Genomic DNA, 22,598 nt, shown 5'->3' with positions numbered 1-22,598 from the left:
CGTCCAAATATACGCATTGCGCAAATATCACATATATATTATTGCGCTTATTTCATATATGTATTGTACAATTGCTTGTTAAACAGCGGTTTATTTTTAGTTGTTTTTGGATAAACGCAATAGTAATAAATGATAAACAAAGGAGTTATCTACAAAATAAAAAACCGCTCTACAAAAGCAGAGCGGTTTATATATTAAATTTGTCTTATCGACGTGCTATTACATCATTCCTGGCATTCCACCACCCATTGGCATAGCTGGTTCAGCGCTCTTTACTTCAGTGATAACACATTCAGTAGTAAGAAGCATTCCAGATACAGAAGCTGCGTTTTCAAGAGCAACTCTTGTTACTTTAGTTGGGTCAATGATTCCTGCTTCAAGCATGTGAACATACTCGTCAGTTTTCGCGTTGTATCCGAAGTCTCCTGAACCTTCTGCTACTTTAGCAACGATTACAGAACCTTCACCACCTGCGTTAGCAACGATTTGTCTTAATGGCTCTTCGATTGCTCTTTTCACGATTTTGATCCCTGTAGTTTCGTCAGGATTGATTCCTGTAAGGTTTTCTAAAGCAGAGATTGCTCTTACTAAAGCAACACCTCCTCCTGCAACAATACCTTCTTCTACAGCAGCTCTAGTTGCGTGTAATGCATCATCAACTCTGTCTTTTTTCTCTTTCATTTCTACTTCAGAAGCAGCACCTACATAAAGTACAGCAACACCACCAGCTAACTTAGCCAGTCTTTCCTGAAGTTTTTCTTTATCATAATCAGAAGTAGAAGTTTCCATCTGAGCTTTGATCTGAGATACTCTTCCTTTGATTTTCGCTTCATCACCACCACCGTTTACAACAGTTGTGTTGTCTTTGTCGATTGTTACTTTCTCAGCAGTTCCAAGCATATCCAAAGAGATGTTTTCCATAGTGAAACCTTGCTCTTCAGAAATCACCTGTCCACCTGTAAGGATCGCGATATCTTCTAGCATTGCTTTTCTTCTGTCTCCGAATCCTGGAGCTTTTACAGCAGCAATTTTAAGAGAACCTCTTAGTTTGTTTACTACCAAAGTAGCTAAAGCTTCACCTTCAACTTCTTCAGAGATGATCAATAAAGATTTACCACCTTGTGCAATTGGCTCAAGAACTGGTAATAATTCTTTCATTGAAGAAATTTTCTTCTCTACTAAAAGGATATATGGGTTTTCTAGTTCAGCTAACATTTTCTCAGGGTTAGTCACGAAGTAAGGTGACTGGTATCCTCTGTCGAACTGCATACCTTCTACAACATCTACAGTTGTATCGATACCTTTAGCTTCTTCTACAGTGATTACTCCTTCTTTTCCAACTTTTCCAAAAGCTTCAGCGATCAAAGCACCGATAGTTTCGTCGTTGTTAGCAGATACAGAAGCAACTTGCTTTACTTTATCAGTAGAATCTCCAACAGCTTGAGACTGAGTTTTTAAGTTTTCAACAACTGCAGTTACTGCTTTGTCGATTCCTCTTTTAAGATCCATTGGGTTAGCACCAGCAGCTACGTTTTTAAGACCTTCTCTTACGATAGCCTGTGCCAATACAGTAGCGGTAGTAGTACCGTCTCCTGCGATATCATTAGTTTTGGAAGCCACTTCTTTTACCATTTGCGCTCCCATATTTTCTACTCTGTCTTCAAGTTCGATTTCTTTTGCAACAGACACACCATCCTTAGTTACGTGCGGAGCACCGAAAGATTTTTCGATTACTACGTTTCTTCCTTTAGGACCTAAAGTTACCTTTACCGCATTAGCCAATGCATCTACCCCTCTCTTTAGAGCGTCTCTTGATTCAATATCGAATTTTATTTCTTTTGCCATAATTTTTATTGTATTAATGTACTTTGTACAATGTATTAATGATTTTGTATCCTGAAAATATCATTTTACATGAATACATTTTACTTTTTACAAATTAACCTATGATTCCTAATAAATCAGCTTCTCTTACGATTAAATAGTCTTTTCCTTCAAGCTTCAATTCAGCACCTGAATATTTTCCATAAAGAACTTTGTCACCTACCTGAACAGTTGTTGGCTCATCTTTTTTACCAGGACCTACTGCCACTACAGTACCTTCTTGCGGCTTTTCCTTTGCAGTGTCCGGGATAATGATACCTGAAGCTGTTTTAGTTTCTGCAGCGATAGGTTCTACCAGAACTCTGTCTGCTAATGGTTTAAAGTTTACTGACATAATATGTTTATTTATTAATTATTTCTGCGTAGTAATTCTCTAAATGTATGCCATGAGACACTGATGGATGAAATGGCAGACTTTTGTTTCCGAATGTGAAAATTTGGCAGAAAAATTATTTTTTGCGGGCTGGAAATCCAATAAGATAACTGGTGGCTACAGGAACGACAAACAAAAGAACGGTAATAGCGGATACTAAAATTTCCATCGTATGGCTGGCTAAAAACCGAGCAAAAGCGGTAGCAGGGTAGAAGTGCTCATATAAGGACAAACTTAATTTAACTCCTAAAACAGCAATCACAATAAATGCTGCTGTTTCCAGAAAAGGAAATATCTGCATCAGGCGGACAAACCACTGTGCAATAAATCTCATCGCTAAAATTCCTATAAAGACCCCAAGGGTAATTAAAAGTAAATTATCTGAAAATGCTACGGCGGCAAAGACATTATCAATAGAAAAAGCCAGATCCATTACTTCTACAATAGCAACGGTTGCCCAGAACTGTCCCAGCAGCCCGATTGAATTTTTATACAGCCAGCTGGATTCTTTGTCAGGGGTTTCCTCCTGATTTTCTTCATCATTTGTGTTTTTTATTTTTTTGATCAACCAGTCAACAGAAATATAGAGCAGGTACATTCCTCCCAGTGGTTTCAGCCACCAAATGGAGATCAGTACAGATGCGAAAATAAGAGCTAATCCGCGAAATACATAAGCTCCAAGGATGCCGTATTTTAAAGCTCTCTTTCTTTGATGCTCCGGAAGATCCATGACGATAGTTGCCAATACTGCAGCATTGTCTACGGAAAGAAGGCTTTCAATAAGGATGAGATTGCCAATAATGGCCAGAGATTTTGCGGGATTTTGTAATATGTCATTTAACAGTTGTGTAAAATCAGGAAACATCATTTTTTAAAGAAATAGTATTTTGGTTAAGTTTTGAAATAATGGCAGCAGAAACGGTAATGCCTATGAAATTGGTAACAGATCGGGCTTCATTCATAAAGCGGTCTACACTGTATAAAAGGGCAAGATCTGTAGTGGGGATTTTTCCAAACCGGCTTAAAGTAAACATCAGGGCAAGGAAGCCTGATCCGGGTACTCCCGAAGCGGTTTTTGAAGCAATTGAAATGGTTATAAAAAGCCAGAAATAATCTTTTAAAGTAAGCTGAATATTATAAAACTGGATAAGGAAAATACATGAAATGGAAAGGTAGATGCAGGCTCCCGCCAGATTAAAATTGTACCCGAGAGGAATAATGAGACGAAGAATTTTCCGGTCATACCCCTGTGATTCCATTTTGTCAAAAATTACCGGAAATGCTGTCTTTGAAGAAGAGGTGGCTATCACCAGAATAATTTCTTCTTTGATGCTGATCAGAAAATCCCAAAGGTTAATTTTAAAGTAAGCTGTTATAACACCTAATATTCCGAAAATAAAAAATACACTGGTAAGGTATACTGTGGCAACAATTTTACTTAATGGCAATAAAGTATTAATTCCGTAGACTGAAATTCCATAAGCGATATTACAGAAAATGACCACCGGAAGAAATATATAAACATACTTGATGAGCTTAAAAAACAAATTTCTTCCCGCGTCTAAACCTTTAAGAATGTTATCCTTTTTCTTTGAAAGACCAAGCAGTATTCCTGCAGATATTGATATTAAAAGAAAAAGTACATAATTGCTGATATGTAAAGGATTTGTAGTCTTTGCTAAAAACCTTTCGGGAAGTGCTTTGTGAGAAGAAATAATAATACCCGTATCGGCTCCCGGTTTTAAAAGAAGTCCGGCGCCGATTCCCAATAAAATACTGATGGAGGTGATGATTAAGAAATAGATCACCATCTGGCTTACAATTTTAATCGCATTTTCAGTACTGAAAATATAGCTTACTCCATACGTTACTGCAATGAAAATAACAGGAATAATCAAAACCTCAAGAAGCATGAAAAAGTAACTGCTTACCGTTTCCAGATGTTTACTGACTTCCGGAAAATAATACCCTGTTAATGCTCCACAGATAATCGCTGTAAAAACATAAAGGGTAAGGTTTCTTAAATAGGAGTCTGTAAATGTTTTTTGCTTAAGTTTCATCATCCGTTTTTTTATATGATAAGATTACAACATTCAAAGATATAATCTTATATAATACCAAGAACCAATGCACTCAGCAACATTACAATTGATGATCCTATGGCCCATTTTAAGGTGAATTTCAGATGATCGGAGAATTCAACACCTGCCAGTGACACCAGCAGATAAGTGGAAGGAACCAAAGGGCTTAATAAATGAGAAGCCTGCCCCACAAGACTGGCGCGTCCCAAAATATCAGGAGGAATATTCAGGTGGCTGCCCGTTGCTGTAATCACAGGTAATATTCCAAAATAATAGGCATCATTGGTAAGGAAAAAAGTAAGCGGTACACTGAATATGGCCGTGATTACATTCAGATAGCCACCCCAGGTTTTAGGAACGATACTGATAATACTGTTTCCCATAGCATTCATAATTCCTGTGCCATTTAAGATTCCTGTGAAAATTCCTGCTCCGAAGATCATTCCCGCTACAGATAATGCATTTCCTGCATGTTTTGAAATGATTTTCTGCTGGTCTTTCAGCTTCGGGTAATTAATCAAAGAAGCTATACAGAAGGCGATCATAAAGGCAATTCCCAAAGGAATAATATCAAGAATCATCACGCAAAGAAGGATGATGGTCAGGATAAGGTTGATAATAATAAGCTTGGGACGTCTTAATGCAGGATCATTCTCGCCGGCAATATCCTGTCCGCTGTATTTTGTGTATTTTCCATGTTTGCTTATTCTTTTTTTCTCTCTGACTCCTAAAATATAGGCAACAAAAAATACCCAGATCAGCCCGATCACCATTACAGGAATCATAGGAACAAATATTTCTGTATGCCCCAGTTTAAGAGAACTCATTACTCTCGCGGTAGGTCCTCCCCATGGTAAAATATTCATAATACCACCAGCGAGCATGATAATACAGGTTAGAACCAGTGGATTCATCCCCTGTTTTTTATAAAGCGGGAGTAATGCTGCCACTACAATAATATAAGTGGAAGAGCCATCGCCGTCTAAAGAAACTAAAGTGGTAAGAAGGGCGGTTCCGATGGTTGTTTTTACAGGATTATCTCCTACAGCCTTCAATATGACATTGACAAGAGGTTCAAAAAGTCCTGTATCAATCATCAGGCTGAAATACAGGATGGCAAAAATCAGCATAACCCCCGTAAGTGCTATTTCTTTTACTCCTTCTTTCATCATTTTCCCCAGATCAGGCCCGAATCCGGCCACCACTGCTATAAGGACAGGTACAAGTACTAAAGCGGTAAGCGGAGTCATCTTTTTGTTCATGATGAGAATCATGAAGATGAAAATCATTAAAAAACCAAGAAATGTAAGCATAGTTGTTGTAAATATTAATGAGGTTATTGTTTCTTTTTTCTCCAGTCAAAATTATTTCTGAATCCTACGAACCCATAATTACTTGTTTTTTGGGTTTCAAGCTGATTGATAAAAGCCAGCTCCAAAGCAGAGTTTTTTCCGAGTTTTATTCCAAGACCTGCCGTAATACGATTGCTGTCGAAAGGTTCTAGCTTATCAACATTCATTCTTATCTCATTTTTAAGAATACCGTAGAGCTTTTCTTTTTCGCCTTTTTTATTGAACGGAATTCTGACAGAGATCAGGTATCGGATTCTTACCTCGAATTCATCAGGATTACTGATAAAACGTTCTTCTACTCTAAGACGGTTTGATATTGAGGTTCTTCCGATATAATAATCAGCAGTTACCTGTTGAAAAGGTCTTTTTTCATATCTTATCTTTTTAGAATCGTCGGCATTATAAGATTCAAGGATCAAAAACATGGCTCCGGCAGCAGGTTTTATGTTTTCCACCACTTCATAATCTACATAAGCATTCACCAGAAAAAGTCTTGTATCATAAGCCAGGTCAAAAGAACGGTATTGGGTAAGTGCTGTTAAAGTACTTTTATCAGTAAGCTTTGCTGATAGCAGGTACTGAAACCACATATTATAATTGTCTTTGCTCTGACTGTGTAAAAGGCCATTTATCAAACAAAATGATAAAATAAGCGTTAATTGTATATTAAGTTTCATGTAATATTTGATTAATATTGCGGTTTCTCAAATATATTTATTCGGAAGAGCGGGCCCGGATTTTTTCAATCAATGACAGTTTTTCTCAACGAACTGCATTTTGAGACAAAAAGATATTTATATTTGATGCGTTTCAAAATAAGGTATGGACTATGTTTTTAATCATTAATTTTATTATTATATTATTGATTATCAGGATTTTATTTAGCGGTAAAATTCTGGAAAGTCTTATGAAGTACCGTTGGAAATTTTTGTTGAGGTTTCAGCATGTATTTTTCCTTTTTATCTTCATTTTGATGACTTATTTCACCGAAAACTACTTCCTGGATTCCACTCAGCTGGTGATCAGTATTATTTTGAATACAATTTTCAATATTGGAATTTACTATCTGGTATATTATTACCTTGTTCCCAGATTTTACTTATCCAATAAATATCCGGAGTTTATTCTCTATGCTTTAATCTGCTTTTTGGTTTCCAGCCTTTTCAGAATTTTGTGGGAACCTGCAGTTTTTCAGATAGATTTCAGCGGAAAAGGGTACCATGTAGGCTTTTTGTATAATATTTATATATCACAGGGGATCATAATTTTGGTAGGAGCTTTTTTGGGGATTACCAAAGACAAATTTTTAATAGAGCAGAATGTGATCAGCCTTGGAGAAGAAAAAGATCAGCTTTATCTTGATTTGCTGAAGTCTAAACTGAATCCTCATTTTTTGCTGAACACCCTTAATAATATTTACGCGAACAGTTTTACCCATTCTGAGAAGACATCGGATTCTATTTTACAGTTGAGTAAACTTCTGAAGTATATTATTTATGACAGCGGAAAGGAAAAAGTGACAGTTTCTCAGGAATTTTCTTCACTGAAAGCACTTGCAGCTTTGTATCAACTCAAATATAATAATCAGCTCGATATTGTCATGGATATTGAAGAGCAGGAAGAATTTGACATTGCTGAAATCCCGTCTGCTATACTTCTTACTTTATTTGAAAATGCCTTAAAACACTCAGCAATAGGAGAGGATACTCATGGTTTTATAAAATTATTCTGTAATATTGAGCGCTCTGAACTGTATTTTGAAATTATAAATTCTGTAGGGAAAGATAGAATTCATGCCGCTGAATCTAATTATCACGGATTGGGTAATGAAGCAATTATTCATATATTGGAAAAATTTTATCCTGATCAGTATGAATTTTATTCCGGACCGAAAGAAAATGATCAATATAAAATTGCTTTAACAATTACTATCAATGGCTAACCTGACTATCGTTAATGTAGATGATGAATACCCTGCGCTGCAGCTTGTAAAACAATATTGCGGTCAGCTTGAAGATGTTGAGCTGCTGGCTTCATTTCAGAAACCGGAAGAAGCCCTTGCTTTTCTAAAGGCCAACAAAGTAGATCTTGTTGTTTTTGATATCAATATGCCTGGCATCAATGGAGTAGAGCTTTTGCAGCAGCTTCCTGATCCGCCACTGTGTATTTTCCTTACGTTAGAAACAAAATATGCAGTGAAAGCATTTGAACTGGATGTTGTTCATTATCTTATAAAACCTGTAGATTTTGATACTTTTAGAAAAGCTGTAAATAAAGCAAGAGATTTTGTTCAGTTCAAAAATTCAGCAAACAATCATCATCAGGAGGACTATATTATGTTCAAATCCAATTATGTGATGAATAAAGTCTTCCTTAAAGATATTATGTGGATACAGGGATTCGGGGAATATATTGTACTGATGACCCCATTGAAGAAGTATATGATTCTGGAGAGAATGTCAAATTTTGAAGAGAAGTTTCAGCATTTCGGGTTTATCAGGATTCATAAGTCTTATATCGTATTGTCTGAGCACATCAATTCTTATAATTCCGGTCATGTTTTCCTGAAAAATGGGGAAGAGCTTCCATTGGGGAGGACGTATAAAAAGAATTTAAAAGCACATTTAAGCTAAAAAAATAAAACCGGAAATTTCCGGCTTTATTCAAAATTGTTATCTGATGAATGAACTATGGGCAATATTGTCCCGGTCCGATCCAAAGAATGCATTGTCCTTTGTAATTGTACTCACAGCAAATGCGTCCTGCTGCTCCGCCATTGATTGATTTCTGAGCATCTCTGCTTAATAATTTAGCGTTTTTCATAGTTAATAATATTTTGATTTGTACAATCCTGAGCATTTAAAGTCAATCAGGAGTTTGACATTTGGTGTAAAAGAAGTGAATCAAATATACTGTTTTTCCTTATAACGTGATATATTTTACTGATTTTTTTTTAAATAAAATTTTGATTATCAGTTGTTAATAACTTTTTATTCAATAGGAAGATAAACAATACAAAGATTGAAAATATAAAAAGAGAAAGCCGGAAACTTCCGGCTTTGTTCAAAATTGTTATCAGATGATAGAACTAAGGACAGTTTTGTCCCGGTCCGATCCATAAAGTACATTTTCCGTTATCGTCGCGTTCGCAGCATACAAGTCTGGCAGCAATTCCGCCATTGATGGTTTTCTGAGCATCTCTGCTTAGTAATTTGGCATTTTTCATAAGTAATATTTTGTTTTTTTTAATCCTGAACATTTATTGTCAATCAGGTTTTTGACATTTGGTGTTATGATTATTCAAATATAAAGCTTTTTAAGTCAGGTTGTTATGTTTTTTATAGACGGAAATAAGATGTTGGTATTTGTTCTTCAGTAATCTATTGGACCATCTCCAAAGACATTTTTCTTCCCGCCATATCCATATCCTGTTTTACGATCTTTCTTGTTGTGGTATCAATATAGTAAGTAGTGGTAGAGGCTTTACCGCTGATGTCATCATTTGTTTTTACCATCCAGACCGGTTTTCCTTTATATTCTGCTTTTTGGGTATCCAGAATGTAGGCTTTCATCATTCCTTTTTTCTGAGATTTTGGGTTGTAGTCGAAAATAGAAATCTCAGCGGTGTAATTTTCTTTTAAAGGAAGATATCTTATCAGCATGGCATAGCTGCTGCTGTCAAAATAATGGGCAGCAGGAATATCAATATCATCTTTTTTCTGAGATTTTTTATCAAGATAATATCCGGTGACTTTGCCTTTCTCGGATTTGAGAGCCATATCTCTGTTTAAGTTGTAAGAAGAATGATAAATGGGAGCGAAGTTTGATATTTTTACAAGGGTAGAATCGGTCCATTTTGCATCAGGAGCCTGTTTTAGCTTTACCGTTGTTTTGATGAGAAGATCAGTCTTGTTCAGCTTTTTGATGTCTGTAACAATAGTTCCGATTTCTATTTTTGTATCTGCTTTTTCAGCATACCATACCGCTTCAGTAGTTTCATCCTTTATTAATTTTGAATTGATCCCGGAGTTTTCCGGACTCAGCAGATTTTGGGCAAAAAAATTAGCACTACTTAGTATTAAAAGGAAAAGAATAGTTCTCATGATCTTTTTAATAATAAGTAGTGCTGTATTTGTTAAAAGTTACAACCTTTTGGTTTTTAACTCTTTCCTGAGGCCTGCATTGGATTCACCTTTCCGGTTGAGCCTCCTCTTACAGTTCCTCCTTCCTGTTTTTGTTTAAAGAGTTGGAATTTTGAATTTTCAGTGCCGGATCCGGTGCTGCTCCAGAAATTATTGGTGGTATCAATATCAGCAGTTTCTCTCATCGGATCAAGCTGAATAGATTTTACTTTCTTTTCAAAATAATACGTCTTGGAAACCTTTTGCTCATTCAGTCTCCAGATCTGAGCAGCAGATTTATCATACAATTTTGAACCGTCTTCAAAAGTGAACTCAAGAATGATTGGCATTACCAGTCCGCCTTTGTTTACAAAATCGATCTGATATCCTGTAATATTTTTAAACTTCTCTTTATCCTTAGCATCTAAACGAAGACTAGCCTCTGTTTTTACCGTGTATTCTTTATTATTGTCTACTTTTTCCTGACCTCTGTCATATCTGTAATAGAAATCCTGGGCATCTTTATCACCATCTACATAGAATTTGATATTCTTATCTTCTCTGTTTCTGATTTTTGATAGATCTTCAAAACTGTTTACCAATGGTTTTTCAACCTGATACTTCACTTCGGCAGCAGCTTTAGGATCAGTCTCCAGATTTGGAACGGCTACCGTTACTTTATCAATAGCAATATCTACAGGATCTGTACCGTAGAACCAGCCTCTCCAGAACCAGTCAAGGTCTTCACCGCTGGCATCTTCCATCGTACGGAATAAATCAGCAGGTTCAGGATGCTTGAAAGCCCATCTTTTAGCATAGGTTTTAAAAGCTTTGTCGAAAAGCTCTCTTCCCATGATCGTTTCGCGAAGAATATTCAATCCTGTCGCAGGTTTTGAATAAGCGTTCGGGCCATACTGAACAATATTTTCAGAGTTGCTCATAATAGGTTCCAGCTGATCTTTCGGAAGTTTCATATAATCTACGATCGTCCAGGCCGGCCCTCTTTTGGAAGGGAATTTATTATCCCATTTTTCTTCAGTAAGATATTCTGTAAACGTGTTCAGACCTTCATCCATCCATGCCCATTGTCTTTCATCAGAATTGATGATCATTGGGAAGAAGTTGTGTCCTACCTCATGAATAATCACTCCGAGCATACCGTTTTTGGTACCCTCAGAATAAGTTCCGTCTTTTTCGGTTCTTCCGAAATTGAAACAGATCATCGGATATTCCATCCCGTTGGCTGCTTCTACAGACTGCGCCACAGGATATGGATAAGGAATGGTAAATTCTGAATAGGTTTTAATAGTATGCGCTACAGCTTTTGTGGAAAACTTTCTGTAAAGACCATAAGATTCTTTTGGATAGAAACTCATTGCCATTACTTTATTATTATTTTCAGGAATCGTTACACGCATTCCGTCCCAGACAAATTTTCTCGAAGAAGTCCATGCAAAATCACGAACATCTTTTGCTTCAAAAACCCATGTTTTTCTTTGTTTTGAATGGTTTTTTTCTGCTTTCTTAGCTTCATCCAATGTTACGATTTCGATAGGTTCAGCTGCATTTTCAGCTTTTCTGTATCTTGATAATTGATCAGAAGTTAATACCTGATCATAGTTTTTACATTCTCCGGTGCCTCCTACAATATGATCGGCAGGAACATTCATTGATACTTTAAAATCTCCGAAGACCAAAGCAAATTCACCTCTTCCGGTGAACTGGTGGTTTTGCCAGCCCTGAAAGTCGCTGTATACGCACATTCTTGGATACCACTGTGCCATCGTATACAGATCATTACCATCTGCAGGAAAGTTTTCATACCCGCCGCGGCCTCCCATCTTCATTCGGTTGGAAATATTATAGTTCCAGTCTACTTTGAAAACGAATTGTTCACCCTTTTTTAAAACTTTGGGAAGATCAATACGCATCATGGTTTTGTTGACGGTGTATTTTAAAGCATTGCCTGAAGCATCTGTTACTTTTTCAAGACTTACTCCGTAACCATTATCTTTTACAGGAAGTTCTGTTGCCTTCAGCTGCTGGTCGGTTGTTGAAGGACGAAGAACAGATGAAGCATCATATCCTGCATTTCTGACGCTTGAATGTTCATTTTCATCAAGCTGCAGCCAGATATAATCCAGATCATCCGGAGAATTGTTGTAGTAAGTCACCGTCTCTGAACCTTTCAGATTTCTTTTGTCCTCATCCAGATAGGCGGTAATATTATAGTCGGCTCTGTTTTGCCAGTATCCGTGTCCGGGAGCTCCAGAAGCCGTTCTGTAAATGTTGGGGGTTGGAAGAATTGTTCCCAGCTGCTCAAACTTGTTGCCATGGTTGCTGCCCGGGTTATTCTGAATATTTTGTGCGGTGAAACCTGTATATGCAAATACAGAAAGTGAAAGTATAACAACTTTTAGTTTCATAACCGAAATGATTTATTGATGATCAAAGATAGTAATAAGCTCTTGAAATAATACAAATATTTAACCTTTAAAAAGGAATTCTTTCCAAAGTCATTTTTAAGGATAAAGCAAATACGCCGGAAGAAACGAAGAGTATCCAGTCTTTTTTATTCACTTTGAAAAGGTTGAGTGAAATAAACAGGAGGATTAAGATCGCTGCAACAATTACAATTTGTCCAAGTTCCAAACCAATATTGAATCCCAGAAGAGGTAAAGCAATACTTTGACTTTTCGCAATCATTACTCTTGCCGTATTGGCAAACCCCATTCCATGTACCAGCCCAAAGATCAGAGCAAGATAGTAATTGGCCCGCATCAAGGTCTGCTTGTGATTTTTCATGATGATATTATCCAGTGATGTCAGAACAATCGTCAGAGGAATCAAAAATTCAACCCAGTCAGACGGAACTCTGAAGACATCCAGAATACTTAAAGCTAATGTAATGGAATGTCCGATCGTAAATGCGGTGACAAGGATCAGAATTTTTTTCCAGTCACTGTAAGAATAAACAGCAATTAAAGCCAGAACAAATAACTGATGATCTAAGGCGTCCAAAGAAATAATATGCTCCCATCCAAGGTTTAAATAAAAAAGAAAATCCTGCATTTTGGTTAAAAATTTTTATATTTTAAATATTTTGTTAAAATGTTATTAATATTATTGTTTGATTTGATTTTATGCTTATTGTTTGATAATTATTTATCTTATTTTTGATTTAGGTAAAAATTGTATAATTTTATTGCTTAAAAATGAAATATGGATATTAAAAAATTATTTTTTACAAAAGTAAGCATTTCACATGGAGGATCGAAGCTTCTCAGAAATGCAACAGCAGCCTTTTTAGGATTATATTCCTATGCTTTTTACGGGCAGGTACAGAAACTGGATTCCCGATTTGATATTTTATTGAAAAATAAAGAGAGTATTGCCAATGGGAGAGCAGTCAGAGAATTGGAACGCCCGGATATGAAACTTGATCAACATTTGGTGGTGACTTCAAAGGGAGCACAAACAATGTATTCATGTATTATTTATACTAAAGAGCCGGAAAAACTGAAGGCAGACGGTTTCATTATTCAGAGTCAGCTGCCAACCTTTTCCACAGCTTTAGTTTCCATTGAAGATATTGAAAGACTTGTGCAGCTTCCATATGTAACATCTGTAATGGGGCCGGCCTTTGATGAGCTTCATAATGATGTAAGCAGAGCCCAGTCCGGTGCAAGCCTTTTGCAGGATGGGGTTTTCAATAATACGGCTTATAATGGGACCGGTGTTTTGGTAGGAATTTATGACAGCGGAATAGACTGGAAACACCCGGACTTCAGAAAAGCTAATGACCAGACCAAAAGCAGAATTGTTTCTATCTGGGATCAGACATTGACTGCACAAGCCGGCGAAACTACTCCTGCAGGATTTTCAACGGGTGTAGAATATACGAGAACACAGATTGAAGATGAACTGGATGGAACACCAACAGGATTTGTTCGTGAAAGTGATACGAACGGACATGGAACCCATGTTTCAGGTACAGCTGCCGGAAATGGTGCGGCTTTTACAGATAAAAGACATAAAGGATTTTCATCTGATGCAGATATTGTATTTGTAAAAGGGGGAAATGGCTCTTTTCCTACAACAAACACAATTAATGCTTTAACCTATTTCAAAAATGTAGCTACGGCACTTAATAAACCTATTGTTGTCAATATGAGTATTGGCGGACAGGGAACGGCTCATGACGGAACATCAAGTCATGAAGTGGCTGTTAATAATTTTACGGCATCAGGACCTGGTAGAGTCGTGGTTATTTCTGCAGGAAATGATTATGGAGCTAACCTTCACAGAAAAGTGGATATTGCAGCTGGTGCAGCACAGACGTACAGTTTTACAGTAGCAAGCAATACTTCCGCGACTTCAATATTTTCATTCATTATGTATGCCAATGATAATACTCCTGTTACAGCAAAACTGACTACTCCTGATGGACAGCAGTATACTCAGAACATAAGTACAACTACGGCTCATACTATATTGGGAGGAGGCCTTACGGCAACTATGTATAACTATTGGGGTAATGATAACAACAAAAGATACGTACAGTTAGTAGTAAGCAGAAGCTCCGGAACTACCAATGTTCAGGGAAATTATACATTGGAAATTACCAATAATGGAGCACAACAGATAACAACCCATGGCTGGCTGTACAGCCAGGGAGTGGGAACTACCTTGCAAAATGGTGATAACGAATATATTGTAGGATCACCAGGAAATGCTTCTAACGCTATTACAGTGGCTTCTTATATGGGTAGAGCAAGTTGGTATAGTGGAACAAGTGGTTATTTTACGCTTACTCCGCAGGAGTCTATATCTTCATTTAGTGGGCAGGGACCAAGAACAGATGGCTTCCAAAAACCGGATATCGCAGGTTCAGGGCAGAATGTCATTTCATCCAGATCAGGTGATTCTTCTCCTGGTAGTACAGATATTATTGCCGGGACAACTTATTATGTGAAAAACCAGGGAACAAGTATGTCTTCACCGGGTGTAGCAGGGGCGGTAGGACTATTACTGCAGGCTAATCCGGCATTGACGGCAGCCCAGGTAAAAGCACGTCTTACCTCTAATGCAAGAATGGATGGAGCAACGGGAACTGTACCCAACATGAGATGGGGATATGGTAAACTAGACATTTATAAGGCGGTTACCGATGAGCTGGGATGTGTAAAATCTAATTTTGAGACGGTAGGATACGATGAACCTTATATTATTGCCAATACAGAATCTAATTATTATTTTGATAATATAGCCCTTGCTGTCCGATATACACCAACCCTGACAGGAAAACTGGGAGGATTTTCATTTTTAACGGGAACTTCTCTCCCTTCTGACATTCCGGTAGATATTCAAATCAGAAAAGTGGATGCGAATGGAAATCCCGGAGATATTATAGCCACTAAAACAATTACTTCATGGCTTAATAATGTGCAGAGATTTACCTGGAATTATGTGAATCTTTCAGATCTGAATGTACAAATGGTCACCGGAAAAGAATTTTATATTGTTGTCAATGGATTAGGCGGAAGGATTGCCATGAAAGCTGAGAATGCGGTGGTCAACAACAGATCCAAAACGTCTACAGATGGTACAACATGGACTTCCAGAACATTTGATCTTAAAATGAGAGCTGTGGTTTATGAAAACATTGCTGAAGTGAAAAATTTAGCAACATCCAATCAAACTAAAGCAAGTACAGTAGCTAATGGATACAACTATTTTACAAATGCCTGCCAGTTGATCTCCAGAGTTGAAAAAGAAACAGCGAGTACTGTAACAGGAAATACAACATCAAAGGTATGGGTGGATAATGCACAGCCAAACTATGTTGCAAGAAGATATGAAATAAATCCGGACACGAATGCAGCCACTGCAACCGGAAAAGTAACTTTATACTTTAAACAGAGTGATTTTGATGCTTATAATCTGACCAACGGAGTGAAATTACCTACTTCACCTACAGATGTTGCCAATAAAGCCAACCTTCTTGTTGAAAAATATACAGGAACAAGTACTACGGGTACAGTAGCTTCTTTTGGAGGAACTGCTACAATTATTACACCTGATATTGCAAATATTATCTGGAATGATACCTACCAATACTGGGAAGTGAGCTTCCAGACGACAGGCTTTGGCGGATACTTTGTGAAAACAGGAACAACACTAGGAACAGCAGATGTTAAGATGAGCTCAGAAGTAAATATCACTCCGAATCCTGCAAAAGATTTTGTGAATGTAGCATTAGGCAGACATTCTAAAGGAGCGGTAACCATTTATGATGCTTCAGGAAAACTGGTTAAAACCGTAAATGTAAATACCAATGCCGGTAAAATTGATGTTTCAGAACTGGTAAGAGGAACTTATCTGTTCACCATCGTACTGGATGATAACACAAAAATTACGAAAAAAGTAATTAAACAATAAATCTTCATCAATCAATTATTATCAGAAGCAGCAGTTTTTATAACTGCTGCTTTTTTTATATTTGCTGTAAAAATAGAATTCATGTCGGGTAAGCTTTTTTTTGGATTTCTTTTATTCGTAGCCATGGTATTTCAGAGTTTTACGAGTGACGAAGCTTTTCATCCTTATCATGTAGGCTCTGTGGAAATTAATTATAATTCAAAATCCAGAACATTTGAAGTAACGGGACGATTCTTCCTTGATGATATGGAAAATGGATTGGGGAAAAAATATGGAGGATCTTTTCATTTTAATGATGAAAAATACAAAGCAAAATTGAATGAGGCCCTGCAAAAATACTGTTCGGAATATTTCAAATTAAAAGCAGATAACAAATTTTTGAAAGTAAACTATATTGGTTATGAAGAAGACCAGGAATCCGTAGATATATTTCTCGAGTCTGAACCTGTAGCCACACCTAAAAAAGTAGAGACTGCTGTAAGTTTTCTATATAACCTTTTTGATGATCAGATCAATATTGTCCATATCATTGTAAAAGGGGAAAGGAAAAGTGAGAAGATGACATATCCCAACCGCTATTTATTTCAGCAATTTTAATTTGATTTGTTTTTACATTTAAAATTATAATCGAAATCATTAATCATCGTTATTTATTTTAAAAACTTTTCATTTAACATAAAATAGTATTAATTAGATAGTTTTGCATCTTGTTTTTATTAGATTATGAAGAGAAGAAAAGCGCTTGCTGTATTTGCCCTATTAATTTCTTTCACATTGTTTGCCCAGCAGGACAGCCTCATTGTTAATAATGCTTCTGACAGCCTTATTGCAGACAAAGACTCGGTATCACTTTTACATTTGGATGAAACTGTTCCACCGTATTCTTTCACAGAGAATAGGAACAGGAAAAATGATATTTGGGGGCATTTTAAATATGATCTTGTGACAATGGCGGGAGGTTTTGGGAATGCTTTTACGCGTCCTTTATCCTGGGAGAAGAAAGATTATATTAGATTAGGAGCTACTGTAGCTACTGTAGGAATGGTATACCTTGCAGATGAAGACATCAGCCGTGCCTTTATCAGAAATAGGGAAAATGCGCCTAATATCTTAAAAAAATTCGGGTGGTATTTTGGGAGTCCACAGATCAATTATGGTATTACGGGTGCCGTGTATGTAACGGGTCTTTTGATTAATAATGAAAAGCTGAGAAGAACAGGAGTTCTGATGATTACAGCAGCAAGTGCAACAGGGGCTATTCAGCAAATTTCAAAATCGGCAACGGGAAGAGCCAGGCCGGGAGCAGGACTTGGAAAACACTTTTTCAAACCCTACGGAAGAGATGCCAATTTCAGGAGCTTTCCATCCGGACATACAGTGCTCTCCATCACAACGAGCTATGCATTATCCAAACAATTTGAAAATCCATGGATAAAAGGCGGAATTTTAGCTGTCGGATCTGTTGTTCCGGTTTCAAGATTGCTTGAAGGGGCTCATTGGTTTTCTGATGTTACTTTAAGTGCTATTATGAGTATTGCCATTGTTGAGGGGATCGATAAATTTATGAAAAGAAAGGAAAAATATCAAGAGGATATAAACTATAATCTTAAACAGCAAAATAAGAATAAAATAGCATGGGATATTAATGCGGGGCCTTTAGGAATAGGTTTTGTAGGGCGCTTTTAATTCTCCAGTTGTAATAATGAATGAATTCCTTTTGTATGTTCCAGCAGGTCAGGAAAAAAATCATCATAACATTGCTGAAGATGATCTTTATTCTTTAAAAAAGCTTCAAAAACAGGAATATCTTTATCCAGGTATTTTGCTTTATTAAGTACATTCTGAATACTGAATTTAATTCCCCAGTCTTCGCGGTAATTATAAAGCCAGTCGTCGTGTTCCATTTTGACCAGCATTTTTTTGAAGTTTTCCGGCAGCCATTGCTTGTTAGCATTTAAAACGCTGTAAACTTTAAGAGAATGCGCTTTCCATTCTGCGAGAGTGTTTAAAGAAAGATCATTAGCCACAAAATAATCCATAGAAACATCCACAAATGCACCGGCATACAGCCTTACCAAAGGGGCAAATACTTTTTTAGCTTCATGAATGGCGGGGTGGGAGTCGGTATAAGTATCAATGGCTCTGTGTAAAGTAATTCCGTCCTGAATGTCTTTCGGGAAAGAAAAACGATCCCTGTTGCGGATAAAATCTTCGAGAAACTGACCAACGATCTGTCCGTCGGTAAAAGAAAGAAAAGAATGCGCCAGATAATTCATAACTTAAAGGTATGAATTAAAAGTGAATGTTTGATAAAAGTGAATAGTGAATAGTGAATAGTGAATCCGCTTCGCTTGTGAATTTTTTTATCAGCATCCCAATTGACTATTGACTTGCGCAGCAAAAATTGAGCATTCACAATTTTATCAATAGTGAATCTGCTTCGCTTGTGAATTTTTATTCACGTTCCAATTGACTATTGACTTGCGCAGCAAAAATTGAGCATTCACGTTAGAAAAGCCTCTCATGAAAATCCTCAATCTTACTCACCTCTTCGATCTTTATCCCAAATTTTCTTTTCGGAATTTTATTAAGATTGGAAACAAATATTTTTTCATAACCCAGCTTTTCAGCCTCAGTAATTCTTTGTTCCACTTGCGCTACAGGACGTATTTCACCACTTAATCCGATTTCTCCGGCAAAACAGTAGTGTTCTGAGATGGCAATATCCTCATTGGATGAAAGAACAGAAGCTACCACTGCCAGATCCAGTGCCGGGTCGTCTGTTTTTATTCCTCCGGTAATATTCAGGAAAACGTCTTTAGCTCCCAGCTGGAAACCTGCTCTTTTTTCCAGTACAGCCAAAAGCATATTCAATCTTTTGGAATCAAAACCGGTGGAACTTCTTTGAGGAGTACCATAAACGGCAGTACTTACCAATGCCTGAATCTCCAGAAGCATAGGCCGGTTTCCTTCCAGAGTTACCGCAACGGAGTTCCCGGAAAGTTCTTCAAATTTCTTGGTGATCAGAATTTCAGAAGGATTTTTAATTTCTTTCAATCCCTGGGAAACCATTTCATAAATCCCAATCTCGGAAGTAGATCCAAAACGGTTTTTATTAGCTCTCAGCAACCTGAAAAGGTGATTCCGGTCTCCATCAAAGTTCAGAACCACATCCACCATATGTTCCAGGACTTTTGGTCCGGCAATCTGACCATCTTTGGTGATGTGTCCTACAAGAAAAACAGGCGTATTATTTTCTTTGGCATATTTGATGATCTCATTGGAACATTCCCGGATTTGGGAAACGGTTCCCGGAGAACTTTCTATCAGCTGAGACTGCAGAGTCTGAATAGAGTCAATAATCATAAAATCCGGTTCCAGTTTTTTTGCCTCATGAAGGATTTTTTCCAATGATGTTTCTGTGAAAAGGAAACAGTTTGGATTTTGAATATCCGTAAGTCTGTCCGCTCTCATTTTAATCTGAGAAGCACTTTCTTCCCCGGAAACATAGAAGATTTTTTTCTTCATTTTCAAAGCAAGCTGAAGCAGAAGGGTGGATTTTCCAATTCCAGGTTCACCGCCAATCAACGTAACGGAACCTAAGACAATTCCGCCTCCTAAAACGCGGTTCAGCTCATCAGAAGGAGTTTTTATTCTTGGCTCTTCACTCGTTACCACTTCAACAATATTGATCACATGTTGTTTGGTTTTTGAGAAAGGAGGAGTTTTATGAGAAGGTTTTTCAACCACTTCTTCTACCAGAGTATTCCATTCTCCACAGTTTTTACATTGTCCGAGCCATTGTGGGTATTGAGTTCCGCAGTTTTGACAGAAATATGCTGTTTTCAGTTTTGCCATACTGCGAAGTTATAAAAAAGCATTTTTCTTTCAGAATCTAAATGGATTTAATATTAAAAACTAATCCATCCGCGGTAGAAATATCTTTCATATCTTAGCTTCATTCAATTAAAATATTAATGTAAAATATTATTACAATGAAAAAAGTATTTTTATCTTTCGTATTTACGCTTTTAAGTGTTGTGGCGTTTGCACAGGGTACGTGGGAAGTAGACCACATGCATTCTTCTGTCAACTTTAATATTAAGCATATGGGAATTAGCTTTGTACAGGGAAGGTTCGATAAATTTGACGGTAGAATGGCTAGTAGCGGTGCTAATCTGGATAATGCCGATTTAAACTTTTCCGTAAGTGTTGCTACCATTAATACCGGAGTGGATATGAGAGACAGACATCTTATAAGTGAAGAGTTTTTTGATGTTGCAAAATATCCAACTATTGAATTTAAAAGTTCTTCCGTTACAAAAGATAAAAACAACAATTATATCGTAAAAGGGAAACTGACTATGAAAGGGGTAGAAAAAGAAATCACTGCTCCGGCTACATTTGGTGGAATTACAAAGAATAAGGACGGTAAAGAAATCATGGGAATTCAGACAAAATTTACGGTGAACCGTCTGGATTACGGAATTAAATATGACCCTACAGGAGCTGGGATTGCGAAGGATGTTGAAGTAACAGCTTATTTTGAATTGGTCAAGCAATAATATTGTAAAACATAAAAAAATAAAAAGGTTTTCCACTCAATGGAAAACCTTTTTTGTTGAGATAAGCTGATTAAAAAAATTAGTTTGAAACATTCACTTTTCCTGAAGAAACGGTAAAAATTCCAAAGTCATCGATCAGCATATTTTCTTTCTGAATGGTATTAAAAGCCATAACTCTGTCCAGCTCTTTCTGTGAACGTCTTCTCATGATCCAGTCTTTGTTCTGATGATTGTTCAGAACATAGGCAATCATTTTCAGTTGGGGATGCCATGGCTGTCCGGTATAGACGATGTATGCATTCTTTTCTGAAATAGAATTCACTCCCTGAATCGCTTTACTGGCCATTTCATTATCCCCGAAAAGCTCAAGAATTCCGGATACAATGGTTATATTAGGTTCAATATTCAGTTTATGATAGGTTTGCGGATCAAAACAGTCAAAATTGGTAAACCGGATATTCTGATAATTCTTTTCTTTAATAACCTTTTCTCCAATCTCAATATTGGATTTTACAAATTCATTGATCACAATTTCAGCATCAGGATATTTTTCTTTGATATCGAATAAATAATTTCCCGTTCCTCCAGCAATATCCAGTATTTTAACAGATCTTCCTTGTTGTTTCAGAGCCTGAATATTTTGTTCTAAAAGTTGAAGCAAATGCTGTTTTCTGATACGGATTCCTTTCCAGCCGATTGCGTTGAGGTAATTTTTATCCATCATTTTTCCGAATCCCAATTTCCCTTTCGGCTCATTCTGATATACATAATCCAGCGAAGCTCCGGAATCGAAGCCATATTTCAGACCAATAGCCATTCCGTTGCTTATTTTCCCGATTTTTCCAAGAGACAATTTCTGCAGTTTAAAGTTCAGATTATTCCCGACATTATTTTGCAGGTCTTCATATTCTTTAACAGAAAAAAGGTCGGGAGAAAGTGATATTTGTTTTAAAGGTTTGTTGAAACATTTTTCAGCAAACTCCACAATTTTATCGTACACTTTTTCTTTTCCGGTATCGAATAAAATACCATGGAAAAATTCCGGAAGAACCTCATAATGTTTCAAATCCGTATCCAGTTTTTCATGGAATATCTTCTGTTCCTTATTGAAAACCACATGATCTTTTTCTGCCGCCAGAATTAAAGTTGGGATGTCTATCGCTTCAGCATCTTCTACCAGACGTTTTCCGGCTTTTGCAAGATCAATAAGGAGTTCTGCATCAATAGACCTTGAGATAAGCGGATCCGTGTCATATGCTTTTTGCTGTTCAGGATCATGAGTCAGCATTTTGGATTTTACATAACTTTTAATAATCAGCCCTTTCTTAAGTTTCGTTCCTAAAGTAATCATTTCATTAGCAAAGGGAACAATAAGATTGATTTTAAAAGCAGGAGCCAGAAGTGCCATTCCTGCGATAGGAGGTGCGAAATCATGTGCCCAGGCAGAAGCTACAACACCTCCAATGCTGTTGGCAACAACAAAAATATCTGAAATTTTCACACTGTATTGAGCATGGATAAACTTAGAAAATGCATCGAGATCCCTTACATAATCCATAAATACAGATGAGGTCTGGGTTTTCGTATAACCATGTCCCCGAAGATCAAATGCGAAGATGTTATATTTTGAAAACTGAGGAGATTGAGCAATATTATTTAGCCTTTCAGAATGCTCATGTCCGCGGTGGATCATAATAATGCTTTTCTGATGAGGTTGGTAATTCCACTCACGATAAAAAAATTCACTGTTGTCAAAACTTTTAAAATGTCCGCTGTTCATA

At 37.0% G+C, this 22,598-nt stretch carries 19 protein-coding genes and 1 pseudogene; 6 read left to right on the top strand and 14 right to left on the bottom strand.

Going from position 1 to position 22,598, the window contains the following annotated elements:
* Positions 1-219 precede the first annotated feature (219 nt).
* The 6 genes from groL to FW781_RS09215 form a co-directional block, all read right to left on the bottom strand.
* Positions 220-1,845: a chaperonin GroEL gene (gene groL / locus FW781_RS09240; RefSeq protein ID WP_149387129.1), complete on the bottom strand. Its 1,626-nt coding sequence runs from the start codon at positions 1,843-1,845 to the stop codon at positions 220-222.
* A 94-nt stretch (positions 1,846-1,939) separates the two neighbouring features.
* Entirely contained in the window at positions 1,940-2,218 is a 279-nt protein-coding gene (locus FW781_RS09235) for a co-chaperone GroES (RefSeq protein WP_034696138.1), read from the bottom strand.
* A 115-nt stretch (positions 2,219-2,333) separates the two neighbouring features.
* Positions 2,334-3,125, bottom strand: coding sequence for a TerC family protein (locus FW781_RS09230; RefSeq protein WP_149387128.1), 792 nt, complete (start codon positions 3,123-3,125; stop codon positions 2,334-2,336).
* Entirely contained in the window at positions 3,112-4,317 is a 1,206-nt protein-coding gene (locus tag FW781_RS09225; protein WP_228720164.1) for a cation:dicarboxylate symporter family transporter, read from the bottom strand. Before FW781_RS09225 ends, FW781_RS09230 begins: the two co-directional genes overlap by 14 nt.
* Positions 4,318-4,364: 47 nt before the next feature.
* Positions 4,365-5,651: a CitMHS family transporter gene (locus tag FW781_RS09220; RefSeq protein ID WP_149387126.1), complete on the bottom strand. Its 1,287-nt coding sequence runs from the start codon at positions 5,649-5,651 to the stop codon at positions 4,365-4,367.
* A gap of 23 nt (positions 5,652-5,674) precedes the next feature.
* A complete protein-coding gene (locus FW781_RS09215; RefSeq protein WP_228720163.1) occupies positions 5,675-6,280 on the bottom strand; it encodes a DUF2490 domain-containing protein in 606 nt (201 codons plus the stop codon).
* Positions 6,281-6,663: 383 nt separating this feature from the next.
* Between FW781_RS09215 and FW781_RS09210 the strand changes: the two genes are divergently transcribed.
* A complete protein-coding gene (locus FW781_RS09210) occupies positions 6,664-7,632 on the top strand; it encodes a sensor histidine kinase (RefSeq protein ID WP_228720162.1) in 969 nt (322 codons plus the stop codon).
* Positions 7,625-8,323 (top strand): LytR/AlgR family response regulator transcription factor, encoded by a 699-nt coding sequence (locus FW781_RS09205; protein ID WP_149387123.1) that lies wholly within the window; start codon positions 7,625-7,627, stop codon positions 8,321-8,323. Before FW781_RS09210 ends, FW781_RS09205 begins: the two co-directional genes overlap by 8 nt.
* Before the next feature lie 55 nt (positions 8,324-8,378).
* Here FW781_RS09205 and FW781_RS22745 read toward each other — a convergent pair whose 3' ends face one another.
* The 5 genes and pseudogenes from FW781_RS22745 to FW781_RS09190 form a co-directional block, all read right to left on the bottom strand.
* Entirely contained in the window at positions 8,379-8,513 is a 135-nt protein-coding gene (locus FW781_RS22745; protein ID WP_255812661.1) for a hypothetical protein, read from the bottom strand.
* A gap of 265 nt (positions 8,514-8,778) precedes the next feature.
* Complete coding sequence (locus FW781_RS22410; RefSeq protein WP_165790518.1) at positions 8,779-8,916, bottom strand: hypothetical protein; 138 nt, start codon at positions 8,914-8,916, stop codon at positions 8,779-8,781.
* A gap of 154 nt (positions 8,917-9,070) precedes the next feature.
* Positions 9,071-9,793, bottom strand: a complete 723-nt coding sequence (locus FW781_RS09200; RefSeq protein WP_149387122.1) for a DUF3108 domain-containing protein — start codon at positions 9,791-9,793, stop codon at positions 9,071-9,073.
* Positions 9,794-10,539: 746 nt separating this feature from the next.
* Positions 10,540-11,187 (bottom strand): annotated as a pseudogene (locus tag FW781_RS22815) (M1 family aminopeptidase); the annotation flags it as partial.
* A 1,117-nt stretch (positions 11,188-12,304) separates the two neighbouring features.
* On the bottom strand, positions 12,305-12,883 hold the full coding sequence (locus tag FW781_RS09190; RefSeq protein ID WP_077418960.1) for a HupE/UreJ family protein: 579 nt from the start codon (positions 12,881-12,883) through the stop codon (positions 12,305-12,307).
* A 150-nt stretch (positions 12,884-13,033) separates the two neighbouring features.
* On the opposite strand from FW781_RS09190, the gene FW781_RS09185 reads away from it, so the two are divergent.
* The 3 genes from FW781_RS09185 to FW781_RS09175 all read left to right on the top strand — a co-directional run bounded on the left by FW781_RS09185 (position 13,034) and on the right by FW781_RS09175 (position 17,938).
* On the top strand, positions 13,034-16,252 hold the full coding sequence (locus FW781_RS09185; RefSeq protein ID WP_149387120.1) for a S8/S53 family peptidase: 3,219 nt from the start codon (positions 13,034-13,036) through the stop codon (positions 16,250-16,252).
* Positions 16,253-16,333: 81 nt separating this feature from the next.
* Positions 16,334-16,849, top strand: a complete 516-nt coding sequence (locus FW781_RS09180; protein WP_149387119.1) for a DUF6702 family protein — start codon at positions 16,334-16,336, stop codon at positions 16,847-16,849.
* A gap of 126 nt (positions 16,850-16,975) precedes the next feature.
* Positions 16,976-17,938, top strand: a complete 963-nt coding sequence (locus FW781_RS09175) for a phosphatase PAP2 family protein (protein ID WP_149387118.1) — start codon at positions 16,976-16,978, stop codon at positions 17,936-17,938.
* Here the strand turns inward: FW781_RS09175 and FW781_RS09170 are convergent.
* Complete coding sequence (locus tag FW781_RS09170; protein WP_149387117.1) at positions 17,935-18,528, bottom strand: acyl carrier protein phosphodiesterase; 594 nt, start codon at positions 18,526-18,528, stop codon at positions 17,935-17,937. The two genes, FW781_RS09175 and FW781_RS09170, sit on opposite strands and share 4 nt — an antisense overlap.
* A 232-nt stretch (positions 18,529-18,760) precedes the next feature.
* Positions 18,761-20,110: a DNA repair protein RadA gene (radA, locus tag FW781_RS09165; RefSeq protein ID WP_047379126.1), complete on the bottom strand. Its 1,350-nt coding sequence runs from the start codon at positions 20,108-20,110 to the stop codon at positions 18,761-18,763.
* Between the two features lie 137 nt (positions 20,111-20,247).
* On the opposite strand from radA, the gene FW781_RS09160 reads away from it, so the two are divergent.
* On the top strand, positions 20,248-20,817 hold the full coding sequence (locus tag FW781_RS09160; RefSeq protein WP_149387116.1) for a YceI family protein: 570 nt from the start codon (positions 20,248-20,250) through the stop codon (positions 20,815-20,817).
* Positions 20,818-20,896: 79 nt separating this feature from the next.
* Here the strand turns inward: FW781_RS09160 and FW781_RS09155 are convergent, their stop codons facing one another.
* The gene (locus FW781_RS09155; protein WP_149387115.1) at positions 20,897-22,597 is read right to left on the bottom strand and encodes a bifunctional alpha/beta hydrolase/class I SAM-dependent methyltransferase; all 1,701 of its coding nucleotides are present in this window, start codon (positions 22,595-22,597) and stop codon (positions 20,897-20,899) included.
* Position 22,598: the final 1 nt, after the last annotated feature.

It is taken from the genome of Chryseobacterium panacisoli (assembly GCF_008274625.1).
GTDB lineage: Bacteria > Bacteroidota > Bacteroidia > Flavobacteriales > Weeksellaceae > Chryseobacterium > Chryseobacterium panacisoli.
This window is presented reverse-complemented; position numbering and strand designations above follow the sequence as displayed.

Bases quoted from the DNA above. Each gene is read 5' to 3' on its own strand.
- groL (WP_149387129.1), bottom strand. From the start codon at position 1,845: ATGGCAAAAGAAATAAAATTCGATATTGAATCAAGAGACGCTCTAAAG.
- FW781_RS09235 (WP_034696138.1), bottom strand. From the start codon at position 2,218: ATGTCAGTAAACTTTAAACCATTAGCAGACAGAGTTCTGGTAGAACCT.
- FW781_RS09230 (WP_149387128.1), bottom strand. From the start codon at position 3,125: ATGATGTTTCCTGATTTTACACAACTGTTAAATGACATATTACAAAAT.
- FW781_RS09225 (WP_228720164.1), bottom strand. From the start codon at position 4,317: ATGAAACTTAAGCAAAAAACATTTACAGACTCCTATTTAAGAAACCTT.
- FW781_RS09220 (WP_149387126.1), bottom strand. From the start codon at position 5,651: ATGCTTACATTTCTTGGTTTTTTAATGATTTTCATCTTCATGATTCTC.
- FW781_RS09215 (WP_228720163.1), bottom strand. From the start codon at position 6,280: ATGTGGTTTCAGTACCTGCTATCAGCAAAGCTTACTGATAAAAGTACT.
- FW781_RS09210 (WP_228720162.1), top strand. From the start codon at position 6,664: ATGACTTATTTCACCGAAAACTACTTCCTGGATTCCACTCAGCTGGTG.
- FW781_RS09205 (WP_149387123.1), top strand. From the start codon at position 7,625: ATGGCTAACCTGACTATCGTTAATGTAGATGATGAATACCCTGCGCTG.
- FW781_RS22745 (WP_255812661.1), bottom strand. From the start codon at position 8,513: ATGAAAAACGCTAAATTATTAAGCAGAGATGCTCAGAAATCAATCAAT.
- FW781_RS22410 (WP_165790518.1), bottom strand. From the start codon at position 8,916: ATGAAAAATGCCAAATTACTAAGCAGAGATGCTCAGAAAACCATCAAT.
- FW781_RS09200 (WP_149387122.1), bottom strand. From the start codon at position 9,793: ATGAGAACTATTCTTTTCCTTTTAATACTAAGTAGTGCTAATTTTTTT.
- FW781_RS09190 (WP_077418960.1), bottom strand. From the start codon at position 12,883: ATGCAGGATTTTCTTTTTTATTTAAACCTTGGATGGGAGCATATTATT.
- FW781_RS09185 (WP_149387120.1), top strand. From the start codon at position 13,034: ATGGATATTAAAAAATTATTTTTTACAAAAGTAAGCATTTCACATGGA.
- FW781_RS09180 (WP_149387119.1), top strand. From the start codon at position 16,334: ATGTCGGGTAAGCTTTTTTTTGGATTTCTTTTATTCGTAGCCATGGTA.
- FW781_RS09175 (WP_149387118.1), top strand. From the start codon at position 16,976: ATGAAGAGAAGAAAAGCGCTTGCTGTATTTGCCCTATTAATTTCTTTC.
- FW781_RS09170 (WP_149387117.1), bottom strand. From the start codon at position 18,528: ATGAATTATCTGGCGCATTCTTTTCTTTCTTTTACCGACGGACAGATC.
- radA (WP_047379126.1), bottom strand. From the start codon at position 20,110: ATGGCAAAACTGAAAACAGCATATTTCTGTCAAAACTGCGGAACTCAA.
- FW781_RS09160 (WP_149387116.1), top strand. From the start codon at position 20,248: ATGAAAAAAGTATTTTTATCTTTCGTATTTACGCTTTTAAGTGTTGTG.
- FW781_RS09155 (WP_149387115.1), bottom strand. From the start codon at position 22,597: ATGAACAGCGGACATTTTAAAAGTTTTGACAACAGTGAATTTTTTTAT.